Here is a 13,905-nt window from a genome sequence, read left to right as displayed (position 1 = left end):
CGATTGGGTTTAATTATATATCATCTCATCTGTCTCTTCCAATTTAACCGAAACCATTTTGGACACACCTGATTCTTGCATCGTGACACCATAAAGGACATCAGCGTATTCCATCGTTCCTTTACGGTGTGTAATCACGATAAATTGTGTTTGAGCTGAGAACTCTTTTAAGTACTGTGCAAAACGAATCACGTTCGCCTCGTCTAATGCTGCTTCGACTTCATCAAGCACACAAAACGGGACAGGGCGGACGCGTAATATAGCAAACAATAAAGCGATTGCCGTTAGTGCTCGTTCGCCACCTGATAAAAGCCCTAGTTGTTGCAACTTCTTACCTGGAGGCTGAGCGATGATATCAACACCTGTTTCTAGAAGGTTATCAGGATTCGTTAAAGTTAATTCCGCGTGACCCCCACCAAATAACGATTTAAACACTTTCGTAAATTCGGCTTGAATTTGTGTGAATGTCTCACTAAATTGACGAACCATTTCTTCGTCCATTTCGGCAATGATTGAATTAAGTGTTTCTTTCGCTTCTAATAAATCATCGCGCTGGTCTGTTAAAAATTGATATCTCTCTTGGATCCGTTCATATTCATCAATCGCACCAAGATTAACGTGACCTAGCGCTTTAATCTCTTGCTTGATCGATTGCACGGTCTCTTTCGCTTCATCAATCGCCTCGCTCGGTCCATACGTCGCTTTTGCGCGTTCGAATGTCATCGAATATTCGTTTTGGAGTTGTTGCAAACGGTTTTCTAATTCCACATCTAGTCGATTAGCTTGCACTTCTTGCTGCTGTAATTGTTGATTTTTCTCATCGTACAAACGATTTTTCTCTTTCACTTCGCGTTCAAGGTCGTCTTTTAATTGTCGTTCTTTTTCTCGCTCTTCACGAGCATTTTCTAATTGACTATTAACTTGCACGAGTTGTTCACGATGGTTGGATAAAGAATCAGACAGCCCCTCTACCGTGTCTGCTTTTTCAAATGACGTCTGTAAATCATGTAATTCTTGTTCAAGTTGCGCTTTTTGTTGCTGCTCATCGTGTAAATCCGTTTTCAACTGTTTCAATCGTTCTTCTTGGTTACGAACATCGCTATCTTGTTCGGCTAAACGTATTTGCAAATGGTTAAGTTTTTCTTGTTGCTCATCTTGTTCCGCTTTATACGTCGATTGATTGGCTGTTAAATCGTCAATCTTCTGTTTTAACGCATTCGCTTCGTCTTCTTGTTGTTGTAACGTATCAGTTAGTTGTGCAAGATCTGTTTGCAATTGAGTCTTATCTTGTTCGTACTGTTTATTTTCTTGATCGTACACTTCTAACTGTTTATTAATATGGTCAAGTTGAATTTGGCACGATTGCTTCGCTTGTTCGACCTCTTGTACGTGTTGGTTCATCGTTTCCATGTGTTGATTCAACTCCGTACAAGTCGAATCTAGGGATTGGAATTGGGTTCGCTTTGTTTGTAACTCGTCTTCAAACTGTTTCGTTTTCGACTCGTAATGGTCTAGCTTTTGTTTCACATCTTCTAGTTCGCGTTCCCGCGTGAAAAGAGATGCTTGTTGATTTTGTTTTTTAGCCCCGCCACTCATGGAGCCGCCTGGGTTTACGACATCCCCTTCTAAAGTCACGATACGAAAACGATGGTTAATCGTTTTCGCAATAGTATTGGCATGTTTCAACGTCTCAGCGACTAGTACATTGCCTAATAAATTATTCGCAATGGAACGATATGTGTCATCAACATGAACGAGTTCATTGGCTACGCCGACAAACCCATCAACGTCTTTGACTGTGTCGTAAACACGATCGCCGATCCACCGTGAATTCATCGTCGATAATGGAAGAAGTGTCGCACGACCACTTTTCGATTGCTTCAAAAATTGAATCGCGTCACGAGCATCTTTCTCATGTTCAACGACGATATGTTGAGCTTGCCCACCTAATGCCGTTTCTAGTGCTGTCACATAATCTTCAGGTACATCAATTAATTGAGCGACTGCGCCGTGGATCCCACTTAACTGCCCTTTCTCTGTAGCCTGTAAAATCGATTTAACACCATAGTAGAAACCACTGTAAGACTCTTTCATGTCTTCTAACATGTCTTTTTTCGATCGTAGTTGTTCAATCATTCGATAAGCTTGGTTAAGCTTGTCATCATCAGATTGAATCGTTTCCCGTAACGTCTCACGTTCAGATTGACGGCTTTCGTAGTCTTGTTGATATGATGATAATTGTTCCTTTAACTCTGATTCTTTCGACGTATGAGTCGCGAGATCGTCTTCCAATTGACGTCGTTCATGCAACATTTCATCAAAGCGTTGATCCAGTCGTTCCTTACGAGCGTCGAGTTGTTCCAATTGTTTTTCAAGCGAAGTTTTTTCGTTTTTGTTTGCGGCTTGATCATTTAACAGATCAATGTATTCTGCTTTATGGTTTTCGATTGTCTCTTCAATATTGCCTTCACTAGATGCAATCGTCTGCTTTAATGATTGGATTTGATCCTTTGTTTCTTGTCGCGATGATTTTAATACTTCTAAGCGCGACTCATAATCATCTATGTCGAGCTGGATTTGATCAATTTGGTCGCGATGTGATTCAACCGATTGCTCTAGTTTATCTTTACTTTCATCATAATGCTTCAACCGTTCAACCAGCACATTTTTTTGACCTTCTAGTTGCTCAATTTCTTGTGTGAGTGATAGTTTCTGATCTTGCCATTTCGTGATTTGTTGTTCTAATGTGTTAATCGTATTCGTCTTTTCTTCTAAATTCGCTTCATCTTGTTGGATAATTGTTTTTTCTTCTGTTAATGTATTTTTCAACGTTTCAATCGATGATAGGAGCTTTTCCCAATCAGCATGGATCGATTCGATTTCTGCGACGAGTAAAGACACTTCGACTTGTTCTAACTCGTCCCGTTTCGTTAAGTATTGTTGTGCCGTTTGGGCCTGTTCTTCTAACGGTTCAAGCTGGCCCTCGATTTCATGTATAATATCTTCGACACGACTTAAATTATCTTGTGTTTCATCGAGTTTTTTTTGCGCGTTTAGTTTACGCTTTTTGTATTTTAATACGCCGGCTGCTTCTTCAAAAATACTACGTCGTTCCTCAGATTTCGACGATAAAATTTCCTCAACTTTACCTTGGCTTATTATCGAAAACGCTTCTTTTCCTAAGCCTGAATCCATAAAGAGATCTGTAATATCTTTAAGGCGGCAAGATTGTTTATTAAGTAAATATTCGCTTTCGCCTGAGCGATAAACCCTTCTCGTGACGGCTACTTCATCGTAATCAATCGGAAGTTGATGGTCTTGGTTATCTAACACGAGAGTCACGTCAGCTACATTTAGCCCTTTACGCGTATCACTACCTGAAAAAATAACGTCTTCCATTTTAGAACCGCGCAGTGATTTAGCTGACTGTTCCCCGAGGACCCAGCGGATCGCGTCGGTAATGTTTGATTTACCACTTCCGTTAGGGCCGACAACAGCTGTCACACCAGGGACAAAATCAACTGATACACGCTCAGCGAATGACTTAAATCCGACTGTTTCGAGTTTTTTTAGGAACATGACTTTATACACCTACTTATTTCATGCTACACTTTAATTTATGTAAACGTTCTAGTATTGTTTTAGTATCGGGTTCATTTAAAGTTGCACCTTAACATGTCAACCGTTACATTTTATCATACATTCAGAGTTCACAGAAGGCTCAAAAGTAGGAATGGGAGTGAGATTTTATGAATTTAAATGAAGCAACAGAAGATAATTTACACTATATTATCGAAGACTTAGCAAGTGAGTTACAAGTATTAAATGCTGCGTTGCTAAAACCGGGCGATTATGACTTAGATCATTATCATGACATTAAAGACATTTATGACATGGTCAAAGCCCAAGGACAAGTCAGCGTCGCTGAGATCAATGCGATCATCACTGAGTTAAGTAAATATCGTAAGTAAAAGTTAGTGCTGAGACTAAAGATAATAATGCAAAGTAAAACCCGAGCGATTTTAATAAAAATAAATCGTTCGGGTTTTCTGCTTGTATGACGCTCCATCAAAACGCTTCGCTTTGTTCTACGTGACATAAGCTCAATATCGGCTCTGCTGGCGCAATCGCCGTGTTTCCTTTACCGGGGCGCGGCTCGAGCCAGCCCACACCATCGAATATGCTTCCTTGCAACTTGCACCGAGGAAGCTAACTTCGAGGCATTACTAGGAGACGCAGGTGCATCCCTCGGAAGAAAAACGCTTCCTGCGGGGTCTCGAGACTCGTGCTGTTCCCATGACGACCTGGACGGTTTAATGTCGACGTTGGTCACAGGACGTGACCGTACTTAGTCGACCAGGCGTCTATGTGTTTTGATTCCGCTTAATCACTATCTAACGTTATTTTCAAACATTCGTTATTTATATAACGATTAATCTTTTATCTCAACCATATTTTTCTATGATTGGCGTTTTTGTAATGCTTCGTTAGCGGCTTCTTGCTCGGCGTCTTTTTTCGAGCGACCTCGACCTTCGCCTATTTTTTGATCATTCACATAACACGCAGCGACAAATTCTCGGTTATGATCAGGCCCTAACTCATCAATAATTTGATATGAAACGTTTTTGCCTTCCTTTTGCATTGATTCTTGTAATTTTGTTTTATAATCCATCACATGCGAAAAAGCACCAGGTTCAACATTCGGGAATATATTCGTCTCTAAAAAAGATAACGCTGTTTCAAATCCTTGGTCCAAATAAATGGCTCCCATCATCGCTTCAAACGCGTCAGCTAAAATCGCTGGGCGCTCTCTTCCACCAGACGCTTCTTCCCCTTTACCTAGTAATAAATACTGACTCAACGATAAATCACGATTAAATTGTTCAAGTGATGGCTCACAGACGATGTTCGCACGGAACTTCGTTAACTCGCCTTCACTCATATGTGGGTACTGTCTAAATAAATATTGTGAAACAGCAAGTTCCAACACAGCATCACCTAAAAACTCTAATCGTTCATTATCCTCAAGTGATTGATCTCGATGCTCATTCACATATGATGTATGCATAAAAGCTTGTTTTAACAATGATTCGTTTTCAAAATGTACATTAAATCGATCTTGAAAATGTTTTATATCCATACTGTCACCTTTTCTTTTCATAGAAAATGAGGATGACATCATAAGCCATCCTCTGTTTTCTCAGTTACTGATTGCTGTTTATGTAATTAACAGCATCACCTACTGTATTAATTTTTTCAGCGTCTTCATCAGAAATCTCTAAATCAAACTCATCTTCAAGCTCCATGACGAGCTCTACAACGTCTAATGAGTCTGCCTCTAAATCATCTTTAAATGAAGCGTTTTCTGTTACTTTTGATTCGTCAACGTCTAAACGTTCAACGATAATGTTTTTGACACGATCTAATACGTCTGCCATGTCGTTCACCTCCCTTCAAAGAATCAATTATTGTCTATATTATTACATGACCATACCGCCATCAACATGTAACGTTTGACCGGTCATATATTTCGAGTCTTCTGAAGCTAAAAAGCGGACGACGCGCGCGACATCTTCCGGATCACCTAAACGGTCAAGCGGAATCATGTCATGCATTTGTTGTTTTTGCTCTTCGGTTAAATCATCTGTCATATCGGTCGCAATAAAGCCTGGTGCGACAGCATTCACGTTGACGTGACGAGAAGCTAATTCTTTCGCTACCGATTTCGTCATGCCGATCACACCTGATTTCGCAGCAACGTAATTAACTTGTCCTGGATTACCCATAACGCCGACAATGGATGCCACGTTTACGATTTTACCACCGCGTTGCTTCATCATTTGACGCGTAACGCCTTTAATACAATTAAATACGCCTTTTAAGTTCGTGTCAATAACATCGTCAAACTCTTCTTCTTTCATACGCATAAGTAAATTATCACGCGTAATTCCAGCGTTATTAACTAAAATATCTACAGAACCGAATTGTTCAACTGTTTGTTTAATCATCGCTTGGACATCATCACTATTAGATACATTCGCTTGAATCGCAATCGCATCGCGACCAATGGCTTTGATTTCTTCAACTACTTCTTCAGCTTTCGCTTGACTACCTGAATAGTTCACAACGACATTCGCACCACTTTTGGCAAGCTCTAATGCAATTGCTTTTCCAATACCACGTGATGCCCCAGTTACGAGGGCCGTTTGGTCGTCTAACATTACGATTCCTCCTTCATGTCTTCAATAAACGCATTTAATTGTTCAACGTCTTGAATATTGTAAATCTTAGCTCGGCGATGAACTTTTTTGACAAGGCCTGCTAACACCTTACCGTGCCCAATTTCAACAAACGCATCAACGTCTTGTTCCACCATGTTTTCTAACGTTTGTTTGAACTTAACGGGAGAATATAACTGTTCGATTAAACGCTCACGGATCTCATCTTCATCCTGAATCGGTTCGGCCGTCACATTAGCATAAACTGGAATATGAGCCGATTGAATGTTCACACCATCCAAGACTGATTGGAACTGTTCACTCGCAGGTTTCATCAAGTCCGAATGAAACGGTCCACTAACATTGAGTGGCAAAGCGCGTTTAGCACCCGCTTCTTTCAATTGCTCAATCGCTTGGTTAACGCCGTCAACTGTTCCAGAAATAACCGTTTGACCTGGGCAATTATAGTTCGCGACATTGACTGTTTCGCCTGATTTTGTCACGTTTTCAGTAATGTTATGAATCGTTTCATCATCTAATCCTAAAACAGCTGCCATGGTTCCTTGTCCACTCGGCACAGCTTCTTCCATTAATTTACCGCGTTTATGAACTGCTTGGATCGCATCATCAAACGAGAGAGCGCCAGCCGCATACAGTGCGCTATATTCGCCTAAGCTATGACCAGCAACCATGTCCGGCTCTATGCCAGCTCGTTTAATATGGTCTAATATCGCGACACTGTTTAATAACAAAGCGGGTTGAGCATTTTCGGTTTTCGTCAACGTTTCGTCTGGCCCGTTTAACATTAAATCAGACAAACCATAACCTAATACATCATCAGCTCGTTGAAATAAGGCTTTCACATCGTCAAATTGCTCATAAAACGCGCTTCCCATACCTACTTCTTGTGATCCTTGACCAGGAAAGAGAAATGCTAATTTAGCCATCATGAGACTCCTTTCGTTCATTCATTGCTTCGACGTCTGCTTGGATTCGATTAACGACATCTTTTTCGACAATATCGTATGTTTGTTTAATGGCACTAAATACAGCGCGACCATTGGATGATCCGTGCGCTTTTATAACAGGTGCTGCTAAGCCAAACAACCCGGCACCACCATATTCCGAATAATCGAGTTGGTCTTTAATACCTTTTAAATCCGATTTAACTAAGCCAGCTGCTAGTTTTGTTTTTATGTTTTGTGAGAACGTATCTTTAATCATCGAAAACATCGTTAAAGCCGTTCCTTCAATCGATTTCAAGGCGATATTACCTGAAAAGCCGTCTGTTACGACGACGTCAGCTACACCTTCTAACAGATCACGCGCTTCCACATTTCCAACAAAGTTAATCGGGGCATCATTCATTAAATCAAAGGCTTGTTTCGTTAATTCTGTTCCTTTTCCGTCTTCTGTCCCAACGTTTAACAAACCGACGCGTGGTTCTTTAATATGACGAACATTTTCGACATAGACTGACCCCATCATCGCGTACTGTAAAAGGTGCTGCGGCTTCGCTTCGACATTTGCGCCAACATCTAACAGTAAAAAGCCTTGTCCATCGACTGTCGGTAGCGTCGGGCTTAATGCTGGTCGTTCAATCCCTTTAATGCGGCCAACTTTAAACAAACCAACGCTCATTAACGCCCCTGTATTTCCGGCAGAAATACAAGCATCCGCTTCACCATTCTTCACAGCTTCAGCCATTAACACCATTGACGCTTGTTTCTTTTTACGCGCTACTCTAGCTGGTTCGTCATCGTTTTCAACTTTTTCAGTCGTATGATGAATCGCAATCCGATCGGTATTAGATGTCAAAAATGGCTTGATTTGCTCTTCATCACCGTACAGTATTATCTCTAATTGATCGTAGTGACTGACTGCCTGCATCGCACCTTCAACCACGGCTTGCGGAGCATTGTCACCACCCATAGCATCTATTGCAATTTTCATCGTCGTTAACTCCTTTATTCATCTGTTGATCGATACATGTGGAATTGACCTTGGAATACCATTTCTTGGTCAACATAACTCGTCACATCGACAATGGTGTGTCCCTTTTCATTCTCGCCTCGCACGTAAGCTTTAGCTATAACACGCTCATGCAACTTAACAGGGCGCGTAAAACGTATATCAGATTGAGCCGTTAAAGCTAAATCATCATCAATAACGGCGACCGCTAACGAATTAGCTTGGGCAAATAAATGGTGACCACGTGCAATTTGGTTACGAGAAAAAACATGTTCGGCTCCAATGTCTAATAATGAAATAGCCGATTGATCTAAATCTAAATGAACCACTTCACCGATCACTTCATCAAGCGGTAAAGCTTTAACCGTTTCATCCCATTGTTGCTGCGCTACATGTTTGATCCGTTCACGTAATTCTGGAATCGACAATTCTAATCGATCAAGACGAATGGTTTGAATGCTGACACCGAATTGTTCCGCTAACGCTTCATCGGTAATAAATGGTGTGTCTTCAATCAGTTGAGTTAACTGCTCTTGTCGCTCTTGTTTCTTCTTTTTCATGTCATACACCATCCGTTTTATGACTAGGTCCTAATAGTAATATATAATACGTCACCGTTAGATGCAAACATTAATCAAAAATTCGTTCTTGGATTAGCGGATCCGATTCAATCAAGTGTTTCAGCTTAGCATAATTAGGGTCTTTTTCTAACCGTCCTTCTTGCATGACACGCACAGCGTCCTGTCTTGCAACTTCTAACGCCCGGTAATCATCAACAATATTCGCCACTTTAAATTCTGGTAAACCACTTTGACGTTTGCCAAAAAAGTCACCTGGTCCGCGAATGTTTAAGTCATGTTCCGACAACTCAAAGCCATCTGTCGTCTCCGTCATCACGCGCATTCGCTCTTTTCCGTTATCACTTTTCGGGTCTGCCATTAACACACAGTAGCTTTGCTGACTGCCACGACCGACTCGTCCGCGTAATTGGTGCAATTGTGCAAGACCGAATCGTTCAGCATCATAAATCACCATCGTCGTTGCGTTTGGCACATTCACCCCTACTTCGATCACGGTAGTCGACACGAGCAGTTGAATCTCATTATTGGCAAATTGGCGCATTAAATCTTCTTTTTCTTGCGCACTTAAACGACCGTGCATTAAGCCAACTTGGATCGACTCCGGCATAACATCGCGTAATGTTTCAAAAATATCAACCGCATTTTGAATATCTAATTGGTCTGATTCTTCAATGAGAGGACAAATGACATAAGCTTGCTCACCTTGTTGGATTTGATCGATTAAAAATTGATGGATGCGCTCTGTCATATTGTGTTTGACCCAATACGTTTCAACAGGTAATCGACCTGCAGGCATTTCATCGATGACTGACACATCCATATCCCCGAAGGATGTAATCGATAACGTTCGCGGAATTGGCGTCGCTGTCATAAATAACACATCAGGGGTTAACCCTTTGTCACGTAACGTTTTTCGTTGCTTCACGCCAAATCGGTGTTGTTCGTCAACAATAACTAGTCCAAGTCGATGAAAGATCGTATCGTCTTGAATAAGCGCATGCGTCCCGACCAACACATCCACTTCACCATTTGCGACTTCTTCTAAAATCGCTTGGCGCTTCTTCCCTTTGATCGACCCTGTCAACAACCGGATACGCAGTGATTCGCCTAATAACTCGTTAAGTGACGCTTCATGTTGTTCAGCTAATATTTCAGTCGGAACCATTAAAGCCCCTTGTTGTCCAGATAATGCGGTGGCATAAAGAGCGATTGCGGCTATAACCGTTTTACCTGAGCCGACATCCCCTTGAAGTAATCGATTCATGCGTGTTTCATCACGTAAATCATGTAAAATATCGTCTAACACTTTCACTTGGCTAGTTGTCAGTTGAAACGGTAATGACTGAATGAACGATTGTAGCCGTTCGTCGTCAAATACTTTCGTCGTTCCAATCGATTGTGCTTTATTTTCTCTTCTAATATATTGCATTTTCAGCTGAAATAGAAATAATTCTTCAAAAATAAAGCGCCGTCGTGCATGTTTCAATGTCGTTTGGTTCGCTGGTTCATGCAACTGTCGAACTGCTTCTTGTCGAGTCGGTAATTTATAATCAGTTAAGTAATCACCTGGCAAAATCTCTTCGACTTCATGAAGCGAAGATTTAAGCGCATAACGAATAAACTTCTTCAACTGAGTCATCTTAAGATTGCCTTTTGTATGATAGACAGGTTCAATTGATGACGCTTCATCAAATGACTTCGGATGGAATTTATGTACAGTGAGTTGCAAACGATGCATGTCCCATTTTCCCGTTAACGTCACGGTTTCACCCATGACTAGCTTATCTTTTAAAAAGGCTTGATTAAAAAAGACAGCCTTCACAGCGACTAATCCGACTTGAATTGTACAAGTTAAACGAGATTTCTTCTTACCAAAATAAGAGATATTAGGTTGTGAAGCGACTTCCCCTTCAATCGTGGCGACTTCATCATGTTCTAAGTCTTCAAGATCTTTCAATTCTAAAAAGTCATAACGAAAAGGAAAGTGGAAGAGTAAATCTCCCACTTTCTCAATATCAAGCATCGTTAATTGTTCTTTCGTTTTATCTCCAACACTCGGAATCGTATCGACTGATTCATAAAACACTTAAAATCACTCGCTTCCCATTGCAGGCCCGAACACTTTCTTCGCTAATTCACGGCCAGTTGGTGTTGCGGCTAATCCGCCTTCAGCTGTTTCTTTTAACGCCGGTGACATGCTTTCACCAATCCGGAACATGGCACCGATTACTTCATCAGTCGGAATTCGACTCGTGACACCTGCTAATGCTAAGTCAGCTGATACAATGGCTTGGGATGAGCCCATCGCATTACGCTTCACACACGGCACTTCCACTAAACCTGCCACAGGGTCACAAACAAGACCTAACATATTCTTAAGGGTAATCGCCATCGCTTCAGCTGATTGTTGAGGTGTACCACCCGCCATTTCAACAGCTGCCGCACTAGCCATTCCCGCAGCTGAACCTACTTCTGCTTGACAACCACCAGCTGCACCAGAAATAGATGCGTTATTAGCGACGACTTGGCCGAACGCTCCAGATGTGAATAAAAAGCGAATCATTTGTTCACGCGTCGGGTTTAACCTCGGTTTAAGGCCAAATAAAACTCCCGGCACACAACCTGCACTTCCGGCTGTTGGCGTTGCACAAATCGTTCCCATCGCTGCGTTCACTTCATTCGTCGCCACAGCTTTACTAACTACATCTAAAAGTAGATTACCAGACAACGACTCTTGTTCTGCCATATATTGTTGGATTAAAACCGCATCGCCGCCAGTTAAGCCTGATGTCGATTTTACACCTTGTAGCCCATCTTCAACGGATTTTTCCATGACGTCTAAATTACGACCCATTTCGGCGAAAATCTCTTCTCGTGGTTTATCGGTTTCTTCAACTTCTTGACGAATCATCACTTCTGAAATGGGAATCCCATCATCTTCTGCGCGTTTCACTAATTCACTAACATTTTGAAACATCATGTGCTGTCCACCCCTTCCTTATTCTGAAATCGTCACGACTTGCAAGATATGATCACATTCATTTAATTGCTCCATCACATCGTTAGGTATTTTTTCGTCCGTTTCGATAATCATCATCGCTTCCTGACCTTCTTCTCGTCGAGCAACTTCCATATGACCGATATTAATCTCATATTCAGCTAAAACGGTTGTCACTGAAGCAATCGCACCAAAACGGTCATTATGCATCACTAAAATAGCTGGCGACTGTCCTGACAAACGGAGTTCAAAACCGTTTAATTCAGTAATCTCAGCTTTCCCGCCACCAATTGAAATACCGACGAGTTCAAACGTACCATCTTGATCTCCTAATTCAATCCGAGCTGTATTCGGATGATCACTAGAACCATCTTCTTCTATGATTTGTATGTCAACGTTTTCATCTTGTGCTAGCGTTTTAGCATCGCGTATGCGTTCATCGTACGTATCAAATCCTAAAATACCACCAATTAGTGCAACGTCTGTTCCATGACCTTCATACGTTTTGGCAAAAGAACCATATAAGTGAATTTTCGCCCAATCTGGTTTGCGACCAAATAATTCACGTGACATTTTACCAATTCGAGCAGCACCTGCTGTGTGTGAGCTGGACGGCCCAATCATGACAGGTCCGATAATGTCGAACACCGATCTAAACTTCATGCCGGACACCCCTTTATAAATTCATATTACCTCCATTTTATCGTTAATTGAACAAAAAGCCAACACTTATCCGACGTGTCTTCATGTCATGAGTTGATATTTTTCAATGCAAAGCTTATAATGTATTTTGGGTTTTTAAGACCTGGGCGGGTGAGGGCTTACAAAAAAAGAAGGAGTCGTCATGAATAATTGGCCAAACCATCGTTGGTATAACGATGTGATCGCTGGTTTGATCGGTTATTTAACGACCGTTTACATCGTCGTCGTTAACAGCGCGATTTTAAATGATGCTGGGATAAACCGAGAAGACGCTATGATTGCGACGATCTTAGCCAGTGCCGTCGGTTGTTTACTCGTCGGTATTTGGGGACGTGTCCCGATTATTATCATTCCAGGCATGGGTGTTAATGCCCTGTTCGCCTATTCAATCGTTGAGCAATACGATTTTTCTTATGAACAAGGGTTAGGTGTCGTTGTAGTCGCTGGGGCTATCTTTCTATTAACAGCTATCACCCCGCTTGGCGAAGCGTTTAAGCAAGCCATTCCTGATGCACTTAAGCATGGCATTACGATCGGGCTTGGACTTTTCCTCGTCTTAATCGGACTCGAAAACGGTGGCCTTATCGTCAGTGGTGACTATTCGATTATTTCACTCGGAGACTTTTCATCACCGTTTGTTATAGTCAGTTTATTATCATTACTCGTTGGTATTGTATTATTTGTCAAAAATGTACCAGCCAACTTCCTGTTAACGATGTTAATCGGTACGGGTATTGCTTATATGTTCGGTACGCTTGATACAGAACCGACAACGATCACCGCTGATAACATCGCGAATTTCTTTGTGATGCCAGCATTTGACCACATGATTAGCGCTACGTTTTGGATTGCCGTATTACCTCTTGCGATTGTGTTGATCTTTGAAAGCATGGGGTTATTGCACGGTCAACTCGATATGATTGACCGACACGAAGCATTTCACCGCGCGAATAAAAGTAGTGCTCTAACGGCAATGTTAAGCGGATTTCTAGGAACATCACCGACGATCCCTGCTGCTGAAACGGCTGCTGTCACCGCGGCAAAAGGTCGTACAGGGCTTGCGAGTGTTGTCATTGGGGTATTATTTCTATCGACATTTGTCTTGATCCCATATATTTCACTCGTACCAGCAAATGCGATTAGTCCGATTTTAATTATCGTTGGTGTGTTAATGATGCAATCGATCAAACATATTCATATTGATGATATGACGGAAGCATTCCCGACATTTCTAATCATGTTTATGATTCCGTTTACGTACAGCATTGCGGATGGTATGGCGTTTGGATTTATTGCTTATCCAATTGTCAAAATCGTCTCAGGACGAAAACATGAACTTAATCCATTAATGATTTTCATTTCGATTTTATTTTTAATCGAATTTATTTTAAAAGGTATGATGTAAAACAAAAGGTCCGAACTCGTATGACATCAT

The 13,905-nt window shown here is 41.5% G+C and carries 12 protein-coding genes; 2 read left to right on the top strand and 10 right to left on the bottom strand.

Going from position 1 to position 13,905, the window contains the following annotated elements:
• Positions 1-9: 9 nt before the first annotated feature.
• Positions 10-3,579, bottom strand: a complete 3,570-nt coding sequence (smc, locus tag ABID56_RS00930) for a chromosome segregation protein SMC (RefSeq protein ID WP_354218503.1) — start codon at positions 3,577-3,579, stop codon at positions 10-12.
• Between the two features lie 170 nt (positions 3,580-3,749).
• Here smc and ABID56_RS00925 point away from each other — a divergent pair, with 170 nt between their 5' ends.
• Positions 3,750-3,971, top strand: coding sequence for a DUF1128 domain-containing protein (locus tag ABID56_RS00925; protein WP_354218502.1), 222 nt, complete (start codon positions 3,750-3,752; stop codon positions 3,969-3,971).
• A gap of 488 nt (positions 3,972-4,459) precedes the next feature.
• Here ABID56_RS00925 and rnc read toward each other — a convergent pair whose 3' ends face one another.
• From rnc to sdaAB, 9 genes are all read right to left on the bottom strand, one after another.
• Entirely contained in the window at positions 4,460-5,182 is a 723-nt protein-coding gene (gene rnc / locus ABID56_RS00920; RefSeq protein ID WP_377946521.1) for a ribonuclease III, read from the bottom strand.
• Between the two features lie 22 nt (positions 5,183-5,204).
• On the bottom strand, positions 5,205-5,438 hold the full coding sequence (locus ABID56_RS00915; protein ID WP_354218499.1) for an acyl carrier protein: 234 nt from the start codon (positions 5,436-5,438) through the stop codon (positions 5,205-5,207).
• A gap of 42 nt (positions 5,439-5,480) precedes the next feature.
• Positions 5,481-6,221 carry a 3-oxoacyl-[acyl-carrier-protein] reductase gene (gene fabG / locus ABID56_RS00910; RefSeq protein WP_354218497.1) on the bottom strand — a complete coding sequence of 247 codons (741 nt, stop codon included), beginning with the start codon at positions 6,219-6,221 and terminating at the stop codon, positions 5,481-5,483.
• Positions 6,221-7,165: an ACP S-malonyltransferase gene (gene fabD / locus ABID56_RS00905; RefSeq protein ID WP_354218496.1), complete on the bottom strand. Its 945-nt coding sequence runs from the start codon at positions 7,163-7,165 to the stop codon at positions 6,221-6,223. The genes fabG and fabD overlap by 1 nt, the downstream gene beginning before the upstream one ends.
• The gene (plsX, locus tag ABID56_RS00900; RefSeq protein ID WP_354218495.1) at positions 7,158-8,171 is read right to left on the bottom strand and encodes a phosphate acyltransferase PlsX; all 1,014 of its coding nucleotides are present in this window, start codon (positions 8,169-8,171) and stop codon (positions 7,158-7,160) included. Before plsX ends, fabD begins: the two co-directional genes overlap by 8 nt.
• A gap of 14 nt (positions 8,172-8,185) precedes the next feature.
• On the bottom strand, positions 8,186-8,749 hold the full coding sequence (gene fapR / locus ABID56_RS00895) for a transcription factor FapR (RefSeq protein WP_354218494.1): 564 nt from the start codon (positions 8,747-8,749) through the stop codon (positions 8,186-8,188).
• 70 nt (positions 8,750-8,819) lie between these two features.
• Positions 8,820-10,856: an ATP-dependent DNA helicase RecG gene (recG, locus tag ABID56_RS00890; protein WP_354218493.1), complete on the bottom strand. Its 2,037-nt coding sequence runs from the start codon at positions 10,854-10,856 to the stop codon at positions 8,820-8,822.
• Positions 10,857-10,862: 6 nt separating this feature from the next.
• The gene (gene sdaAA, locus ABID56_RS00885; RefSeq protein ID WP_354218982.1) at positions 10,863-11,747 is read right to left on the bottom strand and encodes an L-serine ammonia-lyase, iron-sulfur-dependent, subunit alpha; all 885 of its coding nucleotides are present in this window, start codon (positions 11,745-11,747) and stop codon (positions 10,863-10,865) included.
• Between the two features lie 21 nt (positions 11,748-11,768).
• Entirely contained in the window at positions 11,769-12,431 is a 663-nt protein-coding gene (gene sdaAB, locus ABID56_RS00880) for an L-serine ammonia-lyase, iron-sulfur-dependent subunit beta (protein ID WP_354218492.1), read from the bottom strand.
• 181 nt (positions 12,432-12,612) lie between these two features.
• Here sdaAB and ABID56_RS00875 point away from each other — a divergent pair, with 181 nt between their 5' ends.
• Complete coding sequence (locus ABID56_RS00875) at positions 12,613-13,875, top strand: NCS2 family permease (RefSeq protein WP_354218490.1); 1,263 nt, start codon at positions 12,613-12,615, stop codon at positions 13,873-13,875.
• Positions 13,876-13,905: the final 30 nt, after the last annotated feature.

Origin of the sequence: Alkalibacillus flavidus, from assembly GCF_040545925.1 — a bacterium.
Lineage (GTDB): Bacteria > Bacillota > Bacilli > Bacillales > Alkalibacillaceae > Alkalibacillus > Alkalibacillus flavidus.
The sequence above is the reverse complement of the archived record's forward strand: the minus strand, read 5'-3'. Positions and strand labels throughout refer to the sequence as shown.